Below are 21,182 nucleotides of genomic sequence, written 5' to 3'. Positions count from 1 at the left end.
CGGCCATGGCAGATTCCGCCCCACTGCTGGAGATCCGCAACATCGGCAAGACCTTCGGCAACGTCATCTCGCTCTCCGACATCTCGACCACCGTGCGGGCCGGGCAGGTCACCTGCGTGCTGGGCGACAACGGCGCGGGCAAGTCGACGTTCATCAAGATTCTCTCCGGCGTGCACCAGCCCGACCACGGCGAGCTGCTCATCGACGGCAAGCCCGTCACGCTCGGTACGCCCCGGGCCGCGCTGGACGCCGGTATCGCCACCGTCTACCAGGACCTGGCGATGGTGCCGCTGATGGCGATCTGGCGGAACTTCTTCCTCGGCTCGGAGCCGACGAAGGGTTGGGGGCCGTTCCGCCGCTTCGACCGGAAGGAGGCCAAGCGGATCACCCGCCGGGAACTGCTCGACATGGGCATCGACATCCGCGACCCCGACCAGCCGGTGGGGACGCTCTCCGGCGGTGAGCGGCAGTCGGTGGCCATCGCCCGCGCGGTCCACTTCGGCGCGCGGTTGCTGATCCTCGACGAGCCGACCTCCGCGCTCGGCGTCAAACAGGCCGGGGTCGTGCTGCGGTACATCGTGCAGGCCCGCGACCGCGGTCTCGGGGTCATCTTCATCACCCACAACCCGCACCACGCCTATCCGGTCGGCGACCGGTTCCTGCTGCTCAACCGCGGCCGGAGCCTCGGCGACTTCGCCAAGTCCGAGATTCCCCTGGCCGAACTGACCCGGCTCATGGCCGGCGGCGCGGAACTGGAGCAACTCGCCCACGAGCTGGAACGCGGCGGCGACGCCGCGGACGTCGGGCGGCACCTCCGCGAAGAGAGCCAGAGCTTCCAGTGAGGAGAGGGCACATGACCACCATCGCGGAGCGCACCGGGGGAGCGCCGATCTCGTGGGGCGTCTGCGAGGCGCCGGGCTGGGGCCACGAACTACCCGCGGATCTCGTCCTGCGTGAGATGCGCGAGCTGGGGCTGCGGGCCACCGAGCTCGGCCCCACCGGCTACCTGGGCACCGACCCGGCCGACGTGCGGGCGCGGCTGGAACGCCGGGGACTGCGGCTCATCGGCGGCTTCCTGCCGGTGCCGATGCACGTCAGCACGGCAGCCGACATCGCCGAGGCGACCGAGGCGATCCAGACCCTGGCCGCGGCCGGCGCGGAGGTGGTCGTGCTCGCCGCGCGGTCGGCCGACGGCAGCTACGACCACAAGGTGCCGCTCGGCGACGACGACTGGACCGCCCTGCTGGCCACCCTGGGCCGGCTGCAACGGATCGCCGCCGAGCACGGCCTGACCCCGACGCTGCACCCGCATGTCGGGACGGCCATCGAGGACCGGGCCGCGGTCCTGCGGCTGCTCGACTCCAGCGACGTGCTGCTCTGCCTGGACACCGGCCACCTGCTCATCGGCGGCATGGATCCCCTCGAACTGGTGGGGCTGGCGGCGAACCGGATCGCCCACGTCCACCTCAAGGACGTCCGCACCTCCGTCGCGGCCGTCGTCGCGGCCGGGGACACCAGCTACATCGAGGCGGTACGGGCCGGGCTCTACACCCCGCTCGGCGGCGGCGACCTCGACATCGCGGCGATCGTGCGGGCGCTGGAAACCGCCGGCTACCGGGGCTGGTACGTCCTCGAACAGGACGCGGCGCTGCACGGGCCGCCAGGGCCGGGCGGCGGCCCGATCCACGACGTCCGGCGCAGCATCGACTTCCTGTCCACGCTGGCGCGGGCCGAGGTGGCGCGGTGAGCGCGCCGGACGGACCGGCCGCGCGCCGGCTCGGCATCGGCGTGATCGGTGTCGGCTGGATGGGCCGCGTGCACACCACGTCCCACCTGCGGGTGCGGCACCACTATCCCGAGCTGCCGGTGGAACCGGCGCTGGTCGCGGTCGCCGATCCGGAGCCGGGCCGGGCAGAGGCGGCGGCGCGGCAGTACCACTTCCGTCGCTTCACCACGGACTGGCGGGACCTGCTGGACGACCCCGACGTGCAGGCGGTCAGCGTGACCGCGCCGAACTTCCTGCACCGCGAGATCGGCGTCGCGGTGGCCGAGGCCGGCAAGCACCTCTGGATCGAGAAGCCGGTCGGACTGACCGCCGCGGACGCGCAGGCGGTCGCCGCCGCCGTGGCCGGGGCCGGCGTGCAGTGCACGGTGGGCTTCAACTACCGCAACGCGCCCGCCGTGACCGCCGCGCGGGCACTCATCCAACGCGGCGGGCTGGGCGCCATCACCCACGCCCGGTTCCGCCTGTTCAGCGACTACGCCGCCCATCCGCAGGGCGCGCTGTCGTGGCGGTTCGAGCGCGGACGCGGCGGCAACGGCGTGCTCGGCGACCTGGCCTCCCACGGCGTCGATCTGGCCCGCTACCTGCTGGGCGAGATCGACGCGCTGATCGGGGAGACCGCCGTGGTCATCCCGCAACGCCCGCAGCCGACCGGTGCCGGCAGCCACTTCGATCTCGCCGTCGGCGGCGAACTGGGCGCGGTGGAGAACGAGGACTACGTCAGCTGCCTGCTGCGCTTCGCCAATGGTGCGCGCGGCGTGCTGGAGGCCAGCCGGGTGAGCGTGGGGGACCAGAACAACTACGGCTTCGAGATCCACGGTACGAAGGGTCTGGTGTCGTGGGACTTCCGCCGGATGGGTGAGCTGGCGGTCAGCGTGGGCGATGCGGGTGCGGCCTACCAGAACCAGAGCGTCGACACCGCCTACGTGGGGCCGGGCGACGGCGACTTCGCGGCGTTCCAGCCCGGCGCCGGCATCGCCATGGGTTACGACGACCTGAAGGTGATCGAGGCGGCGCGCTTCCTCCGCTCGATCGCCGAGGGCACGGCGCACGGCGTCACGATCGACGACGCGGTACGCAGCGCGCAGGCGCTCGACGCGATCACCGAGTCGGTGCGTACCGGCGGATGGGTCGGAGTGGCGAGATGACCGTACGGGTGGGCATCATCGGCACCGGCGTGATGGGCGCCGACCATGCGCGGCTGCTCTCCGGCGCGGTCTCCGGCGCCGCGCTGACCGCCGTCTTCGACCTCGACCGGCAGCGGGCGGCGGCGGTCGCCGAGTCCGTCGGGTGGGCGCGTGCGCTGGCCGATCCGTTCGAGCTGATCGGCGACGAGGAGGTGGACGCCGTCGTGGTCGCCTCGTCGGACCCGACGCACGAGGCGTTCGTCCTGGCCGGCATCGCCGCCGGCAAGCCGGTGCTGTGCGAGAAGCCGCTCGCCCCGACGGCCGAGGGCTGCCTGCGGATCCTCGACGCCGAGGCGGCGTACGGCGCCAAGCTCGTCACCGTCGGGTTCATGCGCCGCTACGATCCGGGCTACGTGGCCATGAAGACGGTCCTGGAGTCCGGCGAGATCGGCGCGGCGCTGCTGCTGCACTGTGTCCACCGCAACCGGTCAGCGCAGGCCGGCCAGCCGAGCGCCAACATCATCACCAACTCGGCGGTACACGACATCGACGTGACGCGCTGGCTGCTGCACGAGGAGATCGTCGCCGCGACGGTGCACCGCCCCCGGCCGGCGCGCATCGCGGGCGGCACGCAGGATCCGCAGCTCCTCGTCCTGGAGACGGCGAGCGGCGCCCTGGCCGACATCGAGGTGTTCGTCAACGCCGGCTACGGCTACGACGTCCGGTGCGAACTCGTCGGCGAGGAGGGCAGCGTGGCGCTCGACACACCGCCCGCGACCGAACTGCGCCGCGCCGGGGTGGCCGGGCGCGCGTTGCCGGGGGACTGGCGGCCGCGCTTCGCCGAGGCGTACCGGCGCGAGTTGCAGGACTGGGTCGACGGCCTGCACAAGAAGCCGACCCTCGGCGGGGCGGACGCCTGGGACGGCTACGCCGCGACGGCCATCGCGCAGGTCTGCGTCGCCGCGCTGGAGACCGGGACCCGCCAGGAGGTGTCGCTCGCCGACCAGCCCGACCTGTACAAGCGCTGATTCCGGCCGTCCTCGTCGCGCGGAACGGCTCACCTTGCTACCAGGTTCAGGAACGCCAGCTTGCTGTACTCTCCCCAGCACAGACCGCCCGGTGTCCTGATCTCAAATCGGAGCCGGTTGACACCGTCGAGATTGACGTCGAGTTTCAGGGGCGAGGTGGTGATGTCCCTGCTCCACTTTTTCTTTTCGTCCAGCACGATTGCCATGGGCAACGGCTTCGTGAGCGGCGAGTCGTCGGCCAGCATGACTCTGCCGGTCAAGCGACGATACTTGCGGCCGAGAACGTAGTCGACGGTGCGTGGGTCGAACGACCCACAGTCGATCATAACGGCGACGATAGCTTCGTCATAGGTGACGGTTTCCACCGACACCGAGTCGGTCGACCACGAGTCGGATCCGAACAGCCCCCGACCCAACTGGGCGGTCGCGGGCTCGATGCTCGTGAAGAGCAGAGGGCCGGCCGACGGCGTGGTCGTGGCGACGTCGGTGGCCGTGGTCGTGGTCGTGGCCGTGGCCGATGCGTCCAGCGGCGGGCCGCTGGCGGTCGGGCCTGGCCGCGCGCCGTCGGAAGCTCGACTGGCGAAGTAACCCCATCCGCCCGCGATCAACGAGATGACCGCGCAGATACCCGCCAAAGCAGTCCAAAACGGCGCAGCTCCTTGGCCAAACAGGCCGCGGACGGATCTGCGTGGCTTCACTGGAGGGTGAGCGGGCACGATATTAGATTAATAGACTTCGCAACCGGCCTGCCGGGCTCGGGCTGGCAAGGCCATGAGCGGGACAAGGTGGGCGGATGGCGGTGGAGGGACGCCGGTCGTTACCGTGGACCAGACCAGAGTGCGTCGACGAGGGAGAGCCATGGATCCGGTGACGGCTACCGTCTTGGCGGCGACGGTGGTTCCCCTGGCCAGTGGGGCGGCAGGTGAGGCCGGCAAGCAGGCATGGAACTCGTTGCTCAGCGCAGTCCGTAGACGGTTCGGACGCGACGCGGCGGCGATCGAGAGTGCGGTGGCAACCGGCGACGCCGGGCACGTCGAGTCGGTCATGGGCGAGGTGGTTCGCCTCGCCGAGCACGATGCCGGGTTTGCCGAGTGGCTCAGTGAGTGGGCCCGCGACGCCGCATCCCTGCCACACCAGCACGCCGACGTCCTGAACGTGATCGGAGAACAGGCGGAGATCACCGGCGGTCTCGTCCAGGCCCACACCATCAACGGTCCGGTGACCTTCGGCACCCCGCCCGCGGCGCCGAGAGAGTCCACAGGTCGGTAGCGCTGCGGCCCGTCCGGCAGCCCACTATGGATCGAACTCCCCGCCGGTGGTAGGCCGCCGTGTCGGGTGAGTCGGATGTCGGGGTACCGGTGGGGGCAGACGCCCAGCGGTGGGCGACGGTGTCGAGCGTCCGGACGGTGTTGGCGGTGGGTCGGACGGTCACGTCGACGGTCCGTCTGCTCGAGGTCCTGGAGCTGTTCCGCGACGACGTTCGGGTTCAGGTCGTCTTCGCGGTGGATCCGGGTTCGGTGTTCCGCGATGGCGTACACGAGTTGCTCGTGTCGACGGGGGCGAAGATCGTCTCGTGGGACCGGGCGGCGACGGTCGGTGCCAGCCTGGTGGTCACGGCGAGCGAGAACGTGGCGCTTGCCGGGGTGATGGCGCCGATGGTGGTGGTTCCCCACGGGGTGGGGTTCCACAAGCTGGTTCCCGGCCGAGACGGCGGTCTCCGCGTCTCGGGGGTGGTCCCGGATCGGGTGGCGGCGCGGGGCGACGTCGTGCTGGTGGTGTCACATCCGGCGCAGGTCGCGCAGTTGAAGCAGGTGTCGCCGCTGGCCGCGGCGCAGGCCGTGGTGGCCGGTGACCTCACGTACGACCGCTTGATGGCGAGCAGGCGGTGGCGGGATCGGTACCGGCGGAGCCTGGGGATCGAGGAGGGTCGTCGGTTGGTGGTGTTGACCTCCACCTGGCGCGGGCAGTCGTTGTGGGGGCGGTGGCGGGACCTGCCGGCGCAGCTCCTCGCGGCGCTTCCGGCCGACCAGTACCAGGTGGCGATGGTCCTGCATCCGAACGTCTGGTTCGGGCACGGCCCGTGGCAGGTCCGGACGTGGCTTGCCCGGGAGCGGGAGGCCGGGCTGATGGTGGTGCCGCCGACGGCCGGGTGGCAGGCGACGGTGATCGCTGCGGACGTGGTGGTGGGCGACCACGGCTCGGTGGCCTTCTACGCCGCCGCCCTGGATACGCCACTGCTGCTGGCGACCTTCGGAGACGAGGTGGCTCCGGGAACGGCAATGGCCGACCTGCGGCGTCTCGCCAGCCGGTTCGATCCGGGACTGCCGGTGAGACAGCAGCTCGACGAGGCGATGGCCGGCCACCGGCCGGGCCGTCTCGCCGGCCTGGCCGGGGAGGCGTTCACGTTGGTCGGGCAGGCCGGCGCAACGCTACGGGACCTGCTGTACGAGCGGTTGAGGCTGCCGCCCCTTCCCGGCCCGCCGCCGGTACGCGCGTGGCCGGTTCCGGTCCCGGAACATGCGCCGGTCGCCTCGTTCGTCGTCTACAGCCAGCTGGACGCCGCAGTGGTGGTGCTGCGGCGGTATCCGGCGGCGGTCGCGCCGTACCCGGAGGAGGAGACGGAGCGGCTGCTACGGCACCGTGCGGTCTACGACGACGAGCCGGATCTACGCTCGGTGGAGAACGCCTCGGTCATCGTGCGCCGGGACACCTGCGACGAGGCGACCGCCACGGCCTGGGCCACGGCCGAGTTGAGCAGCAACCCGGGCGTACGGCTCACCGCCGCCTCCTCCGGCCACACCTGCGTCGCCGTCCTCGACGACAACCGCCGGATCACCGCGACATCGGTCGAGTCGCATGATCCGATGGTGCCGGCAACGGCCATCTATACCCTGCTTCGTATCGGGAGGCTCCGCGACGGCGCGGTCACGGTTCGCGTTGGCGGCGACGAGCGATCCTTCCTGCTGCGCGTACATCCGGTCTGAAGGCGACTCGACCAACTCCCCGTGGGACCGGAACGGGGCTGTTCACGGGTCCGCCGGATCGGCCTGACGGGTGAGCCTGGCGCGTAGCTCCGCCGCGCGCGGGTCGTGGGTTGCTACCAGGATCTGCGCGGCCCGGGTGAGCGACCGTTGGGCGGTTTCCCGATCGCCGAGCCGCTCCGCGACGGCGGCCAGCGTCTCCAGCGCCTGCGCCTCGTAGTGGGTCGCTCCTCGGGCGGCGAGTGTCTGGACCGCGTCGGTCAGCGCCCCGGCCGCCTGTAGGTCGCGGCCGAGATGCGCGTAGGTGGCGCCGAGGCTCGCCAGCGCCCGCGCCGACATCCGCACGTCGCCTATCGCACGCAGCTCGTTGAGCGCCGTTGTCAGCGGCGTAAGCGCCTGCTCGTGCTGGCCGGTGGCGTCGAGCGAGCAGCCGAGGAAGTAGGTCGCCAGAGCCGCGCCCCGCCGGCCGTCCGCGCCACCGATCTGCTGGTTCGCCTCGATCGACCGCTGGTAGGCGGCGATGGCCCGCGGCGGATCGGTCCGGTCCAGGTAGCGGCCCCAGAATTCCCACGCCGAGGCCAGCAACACCGGATTGCCGCTGCGTTCCGCCAGCGCCAGCGCCAGGACCAACTCGTCCCGGGCCCGGTCCAGTTGACCGAGGTCCAGCAGCCCTCGGGAGGCCATCGTCCGCATCCGCGCCTCGACGTCGATCCGGCCCAGGTGTTGCGCGGCCAGCGCGCCGAGTCTGCAGACGTCGACCAGCTCACCCGGACGTCGTTCGTTGAGGTGCAGGGCGGCCGACGACTCGGCCAACTGCCACACCCACTCCGGCCAGCCCCGCTCCGCGCACAGCCGCAGCACCGCCATCAGGTTGGTGCGCTCGCGGGAGAACCACTCCTGCGCTGTTGCCGCGTCGGCGGCGAACGGGTCGACCGTCGTGGCGAGGAGCCGGCCGTGGTCGGCGAGGCGGAAACGCGTACCCATCACGGCCCGGTCGGCGAACGCGGCCCGCACCAGGTAGAAAGTGGCCAGCGCCCGCAGCGCCGCCCTCGCGGCCTCCGGCGTCTCGTCCGCCCGGCCCCGCTCCCCGGCGTGCCGCGCGACCAGGCCAAAGAACCGGCACCGGCCGTGTGGCAACTCCTCGACGAGGTTCGCCGCCCGCAGCGCAGCCACCGCCGTGCGCGCCCGTGGCACGGGCACGTCGAGCAGCGCGGCGGCCACCGTTGCGTCGAACTCCAGACCCGGTGCCAGGCCGACGAGTCGGTACAACCGTGTCGCGTCCTGCGGCAGTGCCTGATAGGCGGCGGTGAAGACCATCGACACACCCGCCCGACCGTCCAGCGACAGCGCGTCCAGCCCGTCGCGCAGCTCCGCGACGAACTCCGGCACGCCCAACGTCGGCTCGACCACCAGACGTGCCGCCGCGACCCGCAGCGCGATCGGCAGACCGGCGCACATCTCGACCAGCTCGTCCACCAGAGCGGCGTCGCCGCCGAGCCGATCCGCGCCGCAGACCGCGACCAGCACCTCCCGGGCGCTCGTCTCATCCAAAGGATCGACCATCAGCAGCTCCGCGCCGTCCAGTTGCAGCTCACCGACCCGGTGCGCGCTCGTCGCCACGACGGCGCTGCCCGGTGCCTTCGGCAGCAGCGTCCGGACCTGCCGGGGCTCGGTCACGTCGTCGAGGACCAGCAGCACCGGCCGCTCCGCCGTGCAGGTCCGGAACAGATTCACCCGCTCCGCAGCCCCCGCCGGAAGGCGGCTGCCGTCCACGCCGAGGTCACGCAGACACCCGGCCAGCGCCTCGGCCACTGCCGCCTCGCCACCCACCGCCGACCGCAGCGCCGCGTAGTCGACGAACAACTCGCCACCCGGGAACCGGGCGCCCACCCGCTCCGCGACCTGCCGCGCCAACGCTGTCTTGCCCACCCCCGGTAGTCCACTGAGCACCGAGATCCGCACCGGCGTGGTGCCGGTGTCAACGGGCAGCCCGAGATCGGCCAGCCGGCCCAGTTCCCGGACCCGGTTGACGAAGTACCGGTCCGCCGCCGGCACCTGCCGGGGCACCCGCACCACCTCAGCCGCGACCGGCGGCAACGACACGATCACGTCGCCGACCTGATGGCCGACCTGCACCACCGCGCCTGCGGCACCGGAGCCAGAGAACGCGTTCGACACCGGGAGTGGTCTGGGCGGCTGCCCGCCCGCGTCGGCGTCGCGACTGCTGGCCTCGTCGGCACCGTGCACGCCCACTCCCGATCGGTCCCGCCTCGACAGGTTTCCACCCGCCTGTCGCAATTGAACTTCACCTTACGCGACCTGACCACACCTGACCGCAACGCCGCCGGCCTGATTGGCGACCGGGGCGGCTCGGCCCCACCTGGTGCTCCGATCAACGGCTGGACGGCACGCTGGACGTTGGCGAGCGGTCAGACGATCAGCCAGCTCTGGAACGGCACGCTGGTGGTCAGCGGCTCCGCCGCGACTGTACGCAACGTGAGCTGGATCGGCTCCCTGGATGCAAGCGCGACGGCGACGTTCGGATTCCTCGCCGGTGGATCCCCATCGACACAGACGGTCACCTGCATTAGCCCCTGACCCGGCAACCCGACCGTCTCCGCTGCCCGTCCTCTCGGCGGACGCCGCTACTTCTGCTCTCACACCAGGCCACGGCGGGCCGCTTCGACGCCGGCCTCGAAGCGGCTCCGGGCGTTCAACGCGGTCAGCACCGCCTGAACCCGGCGTCTGACCGTACGGGTCGTCACGTCCAGGTGGCGGGCCATGGCCTCGTCCTTGAAACCGGCCGCCATCAGCGTCATCACCTTCAGTTCCGGTCCGGTGAGGCTTTCGTGGCGTCCGGCCATCGGGACGGCCCGGCTCCAGCTGATCTCATGGAGCAGGGCCAGCGCGTCCAGCAACGGCGACGCCCGCACCAGCAGGCCTCGCTCGTTGGGCGACTCCCGATCCAGCATGATCAAAGCTGTCGAACGGTCCACGACGGCACCCCGGAACGGCAGCTCAGGTTGCACCCGTACCTGCACACCCCGATCGCTCGCGTAGTCGGGCGGCAGGTCAGCCGGATCACAGAGGATCCGGAACCGCACACCCCGGTCCAGGACGGATTGCTCGGCCGGTGCGGGCGGCCCGGTGACATAGGGCGCGTGATCCCAGAGCGTCACCTCCCGGCGGGCACCCTGTAGCAGTTCGTGATATCGGTTGCCGATCACCTCCCAGGTCGACAGATGCTCCAGCACCTGCCCGGTGCCCTCGCCCCGCCGCGACCGCACGTATCGTTCCCGGAGGTCGGGCAGGGCAGTGCGCAGGCCGTGCAGCTCGTCCTCACGGGCCCGGAGCAGGGCGCGCAGCGCCTGACCAGGGTCGGCGGCGGCCCACTCGTCGCCGGTGCCGTTCGACCGCAGCACGAGGCGGTGCTCCCGTAGCCACCCGAGCATCGCCGACGTCTCCGCCAGCGCCAGCCCGACGGCGGCACTCAACTCGTCGAGGGCGGCGGTCCGACGGTCGAGCAGGACGAGGTAGACGGCCTCGGCGCCGGGCGGCATGTCGATTCCGGTCAGCACCCGGCCAGGATTTCCTGAAGCGGACACTGTCCGCAAGGTGAACCGGAGATCCCTTGTCCTAAAGTGCCATCCTTCGACATTCTCCGATCCCATGAGGACTCCGATACGCGCGGCGGCCCTCGCCGTCACCGTCACGCTGGCATCGCTTCTCGCGGTGCCGCAGGCGGGCAATGCCGAACCGGTCACCGAATCCCGCCCGGCCGACGCCGGCCAGGCCACCCCCATCACTCTGATCACCGGCGACACGATCACCGTTCGCACGCTGCCGGGTGGTGAGCGCGCCGTCAGCGCCGACCCGAACGGCCCGTCGCGGGGCGGAGTGAGCCTCTACCGCGAGAACGACGACATGTACGCCGTACCCCTGGTCGCCCGGCCTGGCATCGCCAGCGGGTCCCTCGACGATCAACTCTTCAACGTCGACGAACTGCTGCGCAGTGGGTACGACGACCGGGCCGCCGCCGCCATCCCGGTGATCCTGTCCGGAACCCGGACCGCCGCGAGACGTACGACTCGACAGCACACCCTGGAGAGCATCGACGCGGTCGCCGTGAGCATCGCCAAGAAGGACGCCCACGACTTCTGGCGCGGCCACGACACGGCCGCCGAACGGAAGTCCGTCGAGATCGACAAGATCTGGCTGGACCGGCAGGTCACTGCCGACCTGACCCAGTCGGTTCCGCAGATCGGCGCACCCGCCGCGTGGACGGCCGGCCTGGAGGGCGACGGCGTCACGGTCGCCGTACTGGACACCGGCGTCGACGCGCAGCACCCGGACCTGGCCGGACGGGTGACCGCCGCGAAGAACTTCAGCACCTCACCGGGGACCGGGGACAACTTCGGGCACGGCACGCACGTGGCGGCCACCATCGCCGGTACCGGGGTCAGAGGTGTGGCACCGAAGGCGCGGATCCTCAACGGCAAGGTGCTCGGCGACGACGGTGGCGGCCAGCTGTCCGACATCATCGACGGCATGGAGTGGGCGGTCGACACCGGCGCCGACATCGTCAACATGAGCCTCGGCACCTCCACTCCGGACAACGGCAGCAACCCGCTGAGCGCCGCCGTCGACCGGCTCACCCGGCAGAGTGGGGTGCTGTTCGTGGTCGCTGCCGGCAACAGTGGCCGCGTCCAGGGCATCGGCAGTCCGGCCTCGGCCTCCGAGGCCCTCACTGTCGGGGCGGTCGACAGGTCCGACGCGCTCGCCGGTTTCTCGACCAGGGGACCACGGATCGGTGACTTCGCGGTCAAGCCGGAGATCACCGCGCCGGGTGTGGACATCGTCGCCGCCCGGGCAGCCGGCACCACGATGGGCGCACCGGTGGACGAGCGCTACACGAAGGCCAGCGGAACCTCGATGGCCACCCCCCACGTCGCGGGCGCGGCGGCGATTCTCAAACAGCAGCATCCGTCGTGGACCGCCGCCCGGCTCAAGGCGGCGCTGGTGACGACGGCCAGGGCCGCGACCTATCCGGCGGCGCAGGGTGGCGCGGGGCGCGTTGACGTGGCGCGGGTGACCTCGCAGCAGGCGTACGGGGTGCCGGCGGCACTGAACCTCGGCGCGGTCCCGTACCGGGAGTCGGGATCCTATGAACCGATTTCCAGGACGGTCTCGCTGCACAACGACGCGACTCACGACCGTACCTTCACGCTCGGCGTCTCCGGGGTGAACGCCGTCGGCGCAGCCACGCCGGCCGCCGCGTTCGACCTGCCCGATTCGGTGACCGTCCCGGCGGGCGGCACCGGGCAGGTCACGTTCACCGTCGACCCGAACGTGTTGCCGATCGACACCTACTACAGCGGCGTCCTCACGGCCACCGCCGCCGACGCGGCGCTGCGGTTCCCGTACACCATCCATCTGGAACCGCTTCTGCACGAGGTCGCGGTCAGCGGCATCGGCCGCGACGGCATCGCGGCCGGCGGGGTCAGCCGGGTCACGCTCTTGAGCGAAACCGCCACCTCCTACTTCGCCTATCGCACCTACTTCGACGCCGACGGCACCGCCCGGGCCCGGGTGCGCCCCGGCACCTACACCCTGACCACCGAGATCTTCACGCCGGACGCCGACCGCAACTGGATCGCCGACATCGCCACCGGCACCCGCCCCTCCCTGGCCGTCGACGCCGACGTGTCGTTCACCTACGACGCCCGGGAGGCCGCCGAGGTACGGATCGACACCGGTCGGGCCACCGAACTGCGGGGCAGCGCCGTTTTCTACCAGCGGATGTGGCAGCGGGGCAGCGCCACCGTCACCGACGACCAGGCGACGCTGCTGCCGGCCGACGTGAAGCACCTCTACATGTTCCCGGCACCGGCTCCGGTCAACGGCACGCAGCAGATCGCGATCTCCACCACGCTGACCGCGCCGGTGCTGACCGCCACCGCCAGGGGCCTCACCCTGACCCCCGATTCCCTGGCCGGCGCGAAACCGTTCGACGGCACGAGCACCCTGGAGGTGGCCGACCTGGGCGATGGCAGCGCGGTGGCCCGACACGCGCGAGGGAAGCTGGCCCTGGTCACCCACTCGACGGAGGTGCCCGTCGCGACCGCGATCGAGAACGCCGCGAAGAGCGGTGCGGCGGCCGTCGCCGTCGCCAACCGCACCCCGGGCCGCCTGGTCGCCGTCGCCGGCTCGCAGGCCGTCCCAGCGTTCGCCCTCACCGGCGCGCAGGGCACGGTACTGGCCACCGCGGTCAAGAAGCAGCGGACCGTGCGGGTCACCCTGACCGGAACCCCGTACAGCCCCTACCAGTACGACCTGGTCAACACGTTCCGCGACAGCGTGCCCGAGGGTGAGCTGCGGTTCACCACCGACGACACCAACACGGCCAGGATCACCGCCAACATGTACGCCCACGGTCGCGCCACCGGCACGTTCAAGCAGGCGAGCAAGCCCGCATGGGCGTTCTTCTACGGTGCGGTCGACACCAGCATCGCCTTTGGCCGGCCACACGAGCAGTGGGTCACCGCGGATCCGAACGTGCGTTACCAGAGCGGCGTGGCTCTCGGTGACACCGGATTCGCGATGTTCGAGCGCACGTGGCACTCCTACACCCCCGGGACACGGCCGGTCGTCGACTGGTTCAAGCAGGTCGCCAACCCGACCCGAACGGACACGTACTTCTACCAGTCGTACTCGTCGGTGCGCGGCAACTACCTCAGCGTGGGTGCCGCACCGTTCCCGGACAGCGACCCCACCCATCTCTCCATTCCCGATGCCACCGACGTCACCGGCATCAGGATCTACCGGGGTGACGAGCTGATCGGCAGCGCCGGCTACTTCACCACGACGGTCAACTTCGACGCCGCGCCCGGCACCTACCGCACGGTTCTGGAGGCCACCCGCTCCTTCGACGGCTGGGCGTACTCGCCACACACCATCACAACGTGGACGTTCGGCATCCCTGGCCCCGCCACCGGACACCGGACGATCCCACTACCGCGACTCCAATACCACGTATCGGTGGACCTGACGAACTCGGTCGCGGCCGGTAGGCCGCTCACCTTCACGGTGCAGGCCACCCCGACGGCTGCCGCCGATCCGGCGATCACGTCCGTCCGTACCTGGGTCTCCTTCGACGACGGCCGCAGCTGGACGGAACTTGCCGTGGCCGCCGACGGCGCCACCACCATGGTGATCCCGCCCAGGAAGCGGACCTCTGGGTACGTCAGCCTGCGCACGGTCGCCTCCGACGCGGTCGGGCACCGTATCGATCAGACGGTTGACCGGGCGTTCGGCCTGCGCTGACCAGCTTGATCCTCACGTGACACGAGACCGGGCAGGGGCGTCGACGCCCCTGCCCGGTCTCGCCTACGCGGATTTCCCAGGTGGCGTGCGGAATGATCCGCTGCCTGGATGGGTGCCGTCGGTGCGGCTGGTCGCAGGTCGTTCAGTGGGCCGCAGCGATCAGGCGGCGCGCTCGATGCCAACGGCCAGGGTGGGCTCGGTCGCCCGGTCGAGGAGCGGGTCGTCGTCATCGCGGGGAGTCAGATTCTTGGCGACGACGGTGTCCACGCCGGTGCCCCGGGCCTCGGCCGGCCGGTAGCGGACGGTCGACGCCTCTGCCGAGGACTGCAGGATGATGCCGGGGCGCAAGGACGTGCCACGGTGCACCCAGACCCGGTCCCCAGGGCAGAACTCGCCGGACGGGGTCGTGACGGTCGGTGTGCCATGGTGCGGCGCAGACATGATCTCACCCTTCGTCGCGGACCGGCTACGGTCGTTGCTGCTCGGAGCGGTCGGCGGTTCATCACCTGGCACTGGTGGGCCGGTGCCACCAAGAGCATGGCAGCGCAGGGGAGCGCGTGCAAGATTTCACGGCGACAAAACATCATGGCGAGATCCTGCGCGGGTTCGGCTGTCGGTTACGCTGTGTCGGCCGTTATTTCATCGTGAAAGGTCCTGTCATTGCGAGGTATGGAGGTTCAGGCCGTCTACCTGGGACTTCAGGCACGCTGGCTTTCGCTATCCGTCGACGGACACGAACGGAAAGTGACCGCGCTGGGACGTGATTGCGCCCGGCCGGTATCCAGGACCACAGAGCCGGTCACCAGCACGCCGTCCATGGAGGAGTAACCGATGCACGAAAGCACCGGATGGATCATGTCCAGCAGGTCGACCGGCAACGGCGGCAGCTGTGTCGAGGCGCGCCGCCACGATGGTCTGATCGAGGTCCGCAACAGCAAGAGCCCGTCCGCCGGCAGCGTACGGTTCACCTCCGAGGAGTGGGACTCGTTCCTCTTCGGCGCCAAGCGGGGGGAGTTCGACGAGCTACTCGCTGACTGAACGGCGTGGCCGACGGTACGACGTCGGCTCGACGACGCGGTGACCACGAGACACCGGCGCCCGCCGAGACAGATCGGCGGGCGCCGGGGCTGGAATGGGGTAGAGGCTGATCGCGGCGGGCGGCGCCACCTTTCGCCGCCCAGCCGGTTACGGCTTTCGGCCGACGGCCACCAGGCCGGAGCTGCGGGCCGGATCGTCGACGAAATCCGTCGGGTCCTCGGGCGCGGGCCGCCACTGCGGCAGCCACACCACGCCCGGCTCGACCAGGTCGAGGCCGGTGAAGAACCGCTCGAACTGCCGTCGGGTGCGCAGGTGGAACGGGGTCGCGGTGTTCCGCCGGTACAGTCCCTGGGCGGTCTCCACGTCGTCCTGGTCGACGTCGCCGCCCTCGGCGGAGGCGTGCGACGCCACAAGGTAGCTGCCCGGCGCGAGCGCCGCCCGCAACTGGCCCACCACGTCGTACGCCACGTCGTCGTCGGGTACGAAGTGCAGGACCGCGCCCAACAACAGGCCGACCGGCCGGTCGAAGTCGAGCAGCGCCCGCACCTGGGGGTGCCCCAGGATGGCCTGCGGCTCCCGCAGATCTCCCCGGACGGCGGTGGCCCGATCGTTGCCGTCGAGAATCTCAAGGCTCTCCGACACGGCGACCGTGTCGATGTCCACATAGACCACTCGGGCGTCGGGCGCGAGCTGCTGGGCGATCTCGTGGACGTTGCCCTCGGTCGGGATGCCCGAACCGATGTCGAGGAACTGTCGCACCCCGGCCTCGGTCAGGTGGCGCACGGCCCGCCGCAGGAACGCCCGGTTGGTACGCGCCAGTACCGGTGCCAACGGGAACATCCGTGTCATCGCCTTGGCGGCTTCCCTGTCGGCGGGGAAGTTGTGTGTCCCGCCGAGGTGGTAGTCGTAGATCCTCGCCGCAGTCGCCGGCTTCGCTCCGCCGACATCGTCTACACCAGACACCGGTGCCGCCCTCCATGATGGGTGTCGCCATGCGGCCCTGCCCCCGACGGGCCCGAGGGGGACCATACCCGCGGCACCTTATCGGAAGGCGTCCAGTGGGACGGAGGCGTCGCGGACCAGCGCGAAGATCCGTCGGTACTCGTCGATCTCGCGCGGCTCCTCCAGGTAGAGCGCGCCGATGTGGGATTCCAGGTACACCGTGTTCGGGTCGTCCGGGTCGTCGAAGTCCAGGATGCGAAACGCGCCGGCCATCGCGGCGTGCGCGCCGACTGAGAAGGGCAGCACCCGGATGTCCACCGAGTCGAGCTTCGCGACCCGGCGCAGGTGCTCGACCTGAGCGTCGAGAACGGCTTTGCCGCCTACGGACCGGGTGAGCACGTCCTCGCCGAGAACGGTCACGATCCGCGGGGCCGGGGTGCGCGTGAACAGCGTCTTCTGCCGCTGCATCCGCAGCTTGACATGCCGGTGCGCGGCCTCGGCGTCGGCTGGCTTCTCGGCCTCGAAGACGGCCAGCGCGTACTGCTCGGTCTGTAGTTCCCCGGGCATGACCTCGCCGTAGTAGGTTGAGATCTGGCTGGCGCTGGCCTCCAGACCCACGTAGAGCTTGAACCAGTCAGGGATCACCGGGCTGCTGTCCCACCACTCCTGCTGAGAGGTGCCCAACGCCAGCTCGGCCAGCGCGTCGGTGATGCTCTGGTCGGCGCCGTAGAGCCAGCAGAGCGCCCGGACGTTCGCCGCGGTCACCGGGACCTTGCCGGTCTCGATCCGGTGCAGCGTCGGCTCGGAGATGCCCAGCTTCGCTTCGGCGACCTCGCGCCGGCTCTTGCCGCAGGCCACCCGGAGCCGGGTCAGCCGCCGGCCCAGAGTGCGACGTACGACGCGCTGCCCTGTGATCGGCATGGCCTCACCTCCGCGCTGCGTCTCTCACGACGAAAGACGCCCGCCACCCTACAGCCTGCAAACGTGCCGTCACATAATCCGTCGGGTCGTCTTTGCCTGCCGTGCTGGACCAGCCAACGGGCGTGCTCGCGCTGAATGTGCAGCGCGTCGGCGGTGACGACCACCGAGGGCAGGTCGAGCGGTGCCAGCAGTGGCTGGAAACAGGTCAGCTCGTTGGTCTTGCCGTCGGCGTCGACACCGGCCAGGATCGGCCGGAACGTCGACTCGTCCCGGAGCCCGATACACCCCGGTAAGCGGATCCCGGACAGGCCGAGTCGAGCGAGGACCTGCTGCGGCGCAGACGCCGAACCGGCGGGTGTGGTGAAACAGCACGTCGTTTCACCACACCCGCCTCGGGCGGAACGGTTAGACGGTAGATCTGCATTGTCTTCACCGTTGTACGGCGACTATGGGCTCGGCTACGAGAGCCGATTCTTTCCGCTACCGCGAGCTGCATTCCCAGACCGGCCGCGGCCAGCAGACACAGGGCGACGACCGGGATCTTCTGACTCTGCCCGGGCAGTTCGGCAGGGCGTAGCTCTGAGGCAGGCAGGAACCGCCACACCGCGGTCTCGACGTCAAGCACGGCTGCTTGCGGAGAACTCGGGATCCAACCCAGGTTGCTGCCAGTATGAACACATGATCGAACTGCTCGTCGTGAGCGTGACCGGGCTCATGGTGATCGCCGCCACGACCGTCGTCGGTCCGCGCCTGGGAATCGCGTCGCCCCTCATGCTTGTCGCGATCGGCGTCGCAGCGAGCTTCCTGCCGATGTTCGAGTCGACGCACATCGACCCGGAGTGGATCCTCGCGGGCGTGCTGCCGCCACTGCTCTACTCGGCCGCGGTGTCGATGCCGGCGATGAACTTCCGCCGCGAGTTCGGCGCGATCAGCGGCCTGTCCGTGCTCCTCGTTCTCGCCAGTGCGCTCCTGCTCGGCCTGTTTTTCATGCTCGTCATTCCGGGGCTCGGGTTCGCGTGGGGGGTTGCCCTCGGCGCGATCATCAGCCCGACCGACGCGGTGGCGACGTCGATCATCAAGAAGACGTCGGTGTCCAAGCGCGTCGTGGCGATGCTCGATGGCGAGAGCCTTCTCAACGACGCGACCGCGCTGGTGCTGCTCCGCACCGCGATCGTCGCGGCGGTTGCGTCGTTCTCGTTCTGGGGAGCGGTCGGGACGTTCGCGTACTCGGTCGTCGTCGCAGTCGTCATCGGCTCGGCCGTCGGATGGCTCAACCTCGTGGTCCGCAAGCGCGTGACCGACCCGACCGTCAACACCGTCATCTCCTTCACGGTGCCCTTCCTCGCATCCGTGCCCGCCGAGCTCCTCGAAGCATCCGGTCTTGTCGCGGCCGTCGTCGCCGGCCTCGTCACGGGGATCCGTGCCCCGCGCGATCTCTCACCGCAGCACCGCCTGTCGGACTCGCAAAACTGGCGCACCGTCGAACTCGTCCTCGAGGGCGCGGTGTTCCTGACGATGGGTCTACAGATCAAGTCGATCGTTACGAACGTAGAGCGCGACCACGCCGGGGTCGGGACAGCCGTTTTCGTCGCGGCCGGCGCCCTCGCCCTGACGATCCTCGTCCGGGCGGCTTACATAACGCCGCTTCTCGGCGTCCTCAAGAGTCGGTCCCGGCGCGCCCAGCGGTTGCAGAACTGGCTCCAGGGCGTGCAGGAAAAGATGAACTCGTCGGAGGGCAAGCAAGAGGCCTTCGACAAGCTGAACGCCCGCCGGGGGCGCAAGGTTTCCGAGCGCGACCTCGACCGATTCGCCGTGCGGGTCACGCGGGTGCTCGCGGACATGGAGTATTTCCTCCGCGAGCCGCTCGGCTGGCGCGAGGGAACCGCTGTCGTGTGGGCGGGTATGCGCGGAGCGATCACCGTGGCCGCGGCGCAGACGCTCCCTGAGGACACCCCGCAGCGATCGGTGCTCGTGCTCGTCGCCTACGCGGTCGCGGTGATGTCGCTCCTCGGGCAGGGGGGCACCATCGGCCCCCTGCTCCGCCTCATCACGCCAAAGGCAGACCAAACCGCGACCGACAGGCAGACCACCGCCGAGCGGACCCGGATCATCGAACTCCTGAGGACGAGTGCCGAAACGGTCCCGAAGCCACCACATCCCGAGGGCGACGCCACGCCGGAGCAGTTCGAGACGGCGAAAAGACACCGGCTCGCGGTCATCGCAGCGCAACGGTCGGCGCTGCTCGACGCGCGCGACCACGGCACCTTCGACGCGGACATTCTGGCGACCGCGCTGGCGAACCTCGACGCGGCGCAGATTGCCACCGAGATGCACGGCAGACTCGCCGGCGCGCCCGGGGCGCACACCTGATTGGCTACAGCGCGGGCCGGTGGCGATCGCGGCCCACGGTGAACTCACCGCGCTGACCACGAGGGGCGAAACTACAGGTCGACGCCGCGACCCCGACGCCTGGTCCGTCGAAGTGGCCAGGCGCAGCGAGGGCATCGCGCAGATTCGGGCGGCGCTGCCGACGTACGAGACGATAGCCAGCGCCCCCCATCAGCAGATCCTGGAAGTCCTCACCGCTACGCCCGCCGGGATCCGTCGACGATGGCAGCTCAACGGATGCGCCGAGTCGAACTCGGGCTGTTCGGGTCACAACGCGGTGAACTGGACCCGGGCGGGTTCGCGTAACGGAGATGGCAGCGCAGGCGCGGGACTCCATCGGTTACAGAGCGTAGAGAACTTCGATGATCAATGGATCTCTGCCGGTTTACTGCCCGCGGGTGCCGCCGGCGCACCTGGCGTGCCGGCGACGCCGACCGGGACACGAAAGGTCAGCCCCGGCCGTGCCCGGATTCCTGGAGCGCCATGGTCGCATCCTGCGGGGCGACCCATTGCAGAAAGATCAGACTATGGTTAGCCTACCCTAATTCAAGGGCTGCGGAGGTGTTCGGGAGTCCTCCAGCGCCTGAATTTCGTGACCAGCTACTCGTGCCGTTCCGTCCGGCGGAACGCACGGAGAGGACCAGGCGAATGGGAAGCGTCAGCAGACGCGTTGTCGCCGCCGCCGTCGTCGTCGGGTTGTCCGTCGCGCTCGCCGGATGTTCCGGGCGAGGCACAGCCACCAGCGATGTCGACCAAACCGGCCCGTGGCGGCTTGCGCTGGCCGACGGCGCGGCCAAGTCGTCCATGGCCAGCGCGGTCTTTCTGTACGGCGAGGAAAAGGGGATCTTTCAGCGCAATGGGCTGGACATCCACATCACCTACCTCACACCGGCCGCGGCGCAGGCCGCCCTCCTGGCCGGTGACGTGGACGTGGCGTACGACGGCGACGAACTCATGCGCGCGGTCGCGGCGGCCGGGCGCGGCAAGGTCTTCATGACCTCCGGGAGCCTGCCCTTCGCGATCTTCTCGGACCAGCCGCTGACCGTGCCCGAGCTGCGGGGCAAGACGATCTCGTCCACCACGCCCGGCTCGTCGTTCTCCAGCGCGCTGACGAAGACCCTGCGGGACGCCGGCCTCGACCCGGCCCGGGACGTCAAGGTCGTGTACCTACAGACGGTGGCCGCGCAGTACGCCGCGCTGCGGGCCGGCAACGTGGACGCGGTCCTGCTGTCGCCGCCGGCCACGGTGAAGGCACGACAGGACGGGTTCCACCTGGTCGCGAACATCGCGGACCAGACCGCACCCGGGGTGTTCGCGGTCCGCGACGACTACCTCGCCGCACACCGCCCGGCGGTGCTCGCGTTCGCCACCGCGATGGCCGAGGCGACGAGGGCGGCCAGGGCCGACCCGCAGGGGCTGGCGGCGTCGTTCGTGAAGGCCAACGCCGACGTGGACGTGGCCCTGGTGCCCAGCAGCTTCGAGGAGGCGGCGCCACGCTGGGAGGTGAGCCCGTACCCGCGGGACTGGGCCGAGGCCATCATGGCGGCGAGCCCGGACGCGAAGCTCCGTTCGCGCCCGCTGGCCGACTTCCTGGACGACGCCCTCGTCGTCGAGGCAGGCGCCAGCACCGAGCCGGTGGCGAGATGACCTC

At 70.4% G+C, this 21,182-nt stretch carries 17 protein-coding genes; 11 read left to right on the top strand and 6 right to left on the bottom strand.

Annotated elements, in window-relative coordinates; genetic code table 11:
- The first annotated feature begins 5 nt into the window (after positions 1-5).
- Genes ACQPYA_RS18420 through ACQPYA_RS18405 form a run of 4 tightly spaced genes read left to right on the top strand, consistent with a single transcriptional unit; the run spans position 6 to position 3,938 of the window.
- Positions 6-842, top strand: a complete 837-nt coding sequence (locus ACQPYA_RS18420) for an ATP-binding cassette domain-containing protein (protein ID WP_433528325.1) — start codon at positions 6-8, stop codon at positions 840-842.
- Between the two features lie 11 nt (positions 843-853).
- Complete coding sequence (locus ACQPYA_RS18415) at positions 854-1,747, top strand: TIM barrel protein (RefSeq protein WP_433528324.1); 894 nt, start codon at positions 854-856, stop codon at positions 1,745-1,747.
- Positions 1,744-2,931, top strand: coding sequence for a Gfo/Idh/MocA family protein (locus ACQPYA_RS18410; RefSeq protein WP_433528323.1), 1,188 nt, complete (start codon positions 1,744-1,746; stop codon positions 2,929-2,931). Before ACQPYA_RS18415 ends, ACQPYA_RS18410 begins: the two co-directional genes overlap by 4 nt.
- Positions 2,928-3,938, top strand: a complete 1,011-nt coding sequence (locus ACQPYA_RS18405; RefSeq protein ID WP_433528322.1) for a Gfo/Idh/MocA family protein — start codon at positions 2,928-2,930, stop codon at positions 3,936-3,938. Before ACQPYA_RS18410 ends, ACQPYA_RS18405 begins: the two co-directional genes overlap by 4 nt.
- A 29-nt stretch (positions 3,939-3,967) precedes the next feature.
- Here the strand turns inward: ACQPYA_RS18405 and ACQPYA_RS18400 are convergent, their stop codons facing one another.
- Positions 3,968-4,636 carry a hypothetical protein gene (locus ACQPYA_RS18400; protein ID WP_433528321.1) on the bottom strand — a complete coding sequence of 223 codons (669 nt, stop codon included), beginning with the start codon at positions 4,634-4,636 and terminating at the stop codon, positions 3,968-3,970.
- Between the two features lie 169 nt (positions 4,637-4,805).
- Here ACQPYA_RS18400 and ACQPYA_RS18395 point away from each other — a divergent pair, with 169 nt between their 5' ends.
- Both ACQPYA_RS18395 and ACQPYA_RS18390 read left to right on the top strand, forming a co-directional pair.
- The gene (locus ACQPYA_RS18395) at positions 4,806-5,207 is read left to right on the top strand and encodes a hypothetical protein (protein ID WP_433528320.1); all 402 of its coding nucleotides are present in this window, start codon (positions 4,806-4,808) and stop codon (positions 5,205-5,207) included.
- Positions 5,208-5,326: 119 nt separating this feature from the next.
- The gene (locus ACQPYA_RS18390) at positions 5,327-6,922 is read left to right on the top strand and encodes a hypothetical protein (RefSeq protein ID WP_433528319.1); all 1,596 of its coding nucleotides are present in this window, start codon (positions 5,327-5,329) and stop codon (positions 6,920-6,922) included.
- 42 nt (positions 6,923-6,964) lie between these two features.
- On the opposite strand, the gene ACQPYA_RS18385 is transcribed toward ACQPYA_RS18390, so the two are convergent.
- Positions 6,965-9,055, bottom strand: coding sequence for an AAA family ATPase (locus ACQPYA_RS18385; RefSeq protein WP_433528318.1), 2,091 nt, complete (start codon positions 9,053-9,055; stop codon positions 6,965-6,967).
- Here ACQPYA_RS18385 and ACQPYA_RS18380 point away from each other — a divergent pair.
- Positions 9,041-9,517 carry a cellulose binding domain-containing protein gene (locus tag ACQPYA_RS18380; RefSeq protein ID WP_433528317.1) on the top strand — a complete coding sequence of 159 codons (477 nt, stop codon included), beginning with the start codon at positions 9,041-9,043 and terminating at the stop codon, positions 9,515-9,517. The two genes, ACQPYA_RS18385 and ACQPYA_RS18380, sit on opposite strands and share 15 nt — an antisense overlap.
- 59 nt (positions 9,518-9,576) lie before the next feature.
- On the opposite strand, the gene ACQPYA_RS18375 is transcribed toward ACQPYA_RS18380, so the two are convergent.
- A complete protein-coding gene (locus ACQPYA_RS18375; protein WP_433528316.1) occupies positions 9,577-10,497 on the bottom strand; it encodes a TrmB family transcriptional regulator in 921 nt (306 codons plus the stop codon).
- Positions 10,498-10,588: 91 nt separating this feature from the next.
- Here ACQPYA_RS18375 and ACQPYA_RS18370 point away from each other — a divergent pair, with 91 nt between their 5' ends.
- Complete coding sequence (locus tag ACQPYA_RS18370) at positions 10,589-14,242, top strand: S8 family peptidase (protein WP_433528315.1); 3,654 nt, start codon at positions 10,589-10,591, stop codon at positions 14,240-14,242.
- 159 nt (positions 14,243-14,401) lie between these two features.
- Here the strand turns inward: ACQPYA_RS18370 and ACQPYA_RS18365 are convergent, their stop codons facing one another.
- Positions 14,402-14,683 (bottom strand): hypothetical protein, encoded by a 282-nt coding sequence (locus ACQPYA_RS18365; RefSeq protein WP_433528314.1) that lies wholly within the window; start codon positions 14,681-14,683, stop codon positions 14,402-14,404.
- Positions 14,684-15,073: 390 nt separating this feature from the next.
- Here ACQPYA_RS18365 and ACQPYA_RS18360 point away from each other — a divergent pair, with 390 nt between their 5' ends.
- Positions 15,074-15,280 carry a DUF397 domain-containing protein gene (locus ACQPYA_RS18360; protein ID WP_433528313.1) on the top strand — a complete coding sequence of 69 codons (207 nt, stop codon included), beginning with the start codon at positions 15,074-15,076 and terminating at the stop codon, positions 15,278-15,280.
- Between the two features lie 147 nt (positions 15,281-15,427).
- On the opposite strand, the gene ACQPYA_RS18355 is transcribed toward ACQPYA_RS18360, so the two are convergent.
- Positions 15,428-16,309 (bottom strand): SAM-dependent methyltransferase, encoded by an 882-nt coding sequence (locus tag ACQPYA_RS18355; RefSeq protein ID WP_433528312.1) that lies wholly within the window; start codon positions 16,307-16,309, stop codon positions 15,428-15,430.
- Between the two features lie 12 nt (positions 16,310-16,321).
- On the bottom strand, positions 16,322-17,143 hold the full coding sequence (locus tag ACQPYA_RS18350; RefSeq protein WP_433528311.1) for a helix-turn-helix domain-containing protein: 822 nt from the start codon (positions 17,141-17,143) through the stop codon (positions 16,322-16,324).
- A gap of 678 nt (positions 17,144-17,821) precedes the next feature.
- Between ACQPYA_RS18350 and ACQPYA_RS18345 the strand changes: the two genes are divergently transcribed.
- Both ACQPYA_RS18345 and ACQPYA_RS18340 read left to right on the top strand, forming a co-directional pair.
- Positions 17,822-19,513, top strand: coding sequence for a cation:proton antiporter (locus ACQPYA_RS18345; RefSeq protein ID WP_433528310.1), 1,692 nt, complete (start codon positions 17,822-17,824; stop codon positions 19,511-19,513).
- Between the two features lie 666 nt (positions 19,514-20,179).
- Entirely contained in the window at positions 20,180-21,178 is a 999-nt protein-coding gene (locus ACQPYA_RS18340) for an ABC transporter substrate-binding protein (protein WP_433528309.1), read from the top strand.
- Positions 21,179-21,182 lie beyond the last annotated feature (4 nt).

Origin of the sequence: Micromonospora sp. CA-263727 (assembly GCF_050942455.1) — a bacterium.
Taxonomy (GTDB): domain Bacteria; phylum Actinomycetota; class Actinomycetes; order Mycobacteriales; family Micromonosporaceae; genus Micromonospora.
The sequence above is the reverse complement of the archived record's forward strand: the minus strand, read 5'-3'. Positions and strand labels throughout refer to the sequence as shown.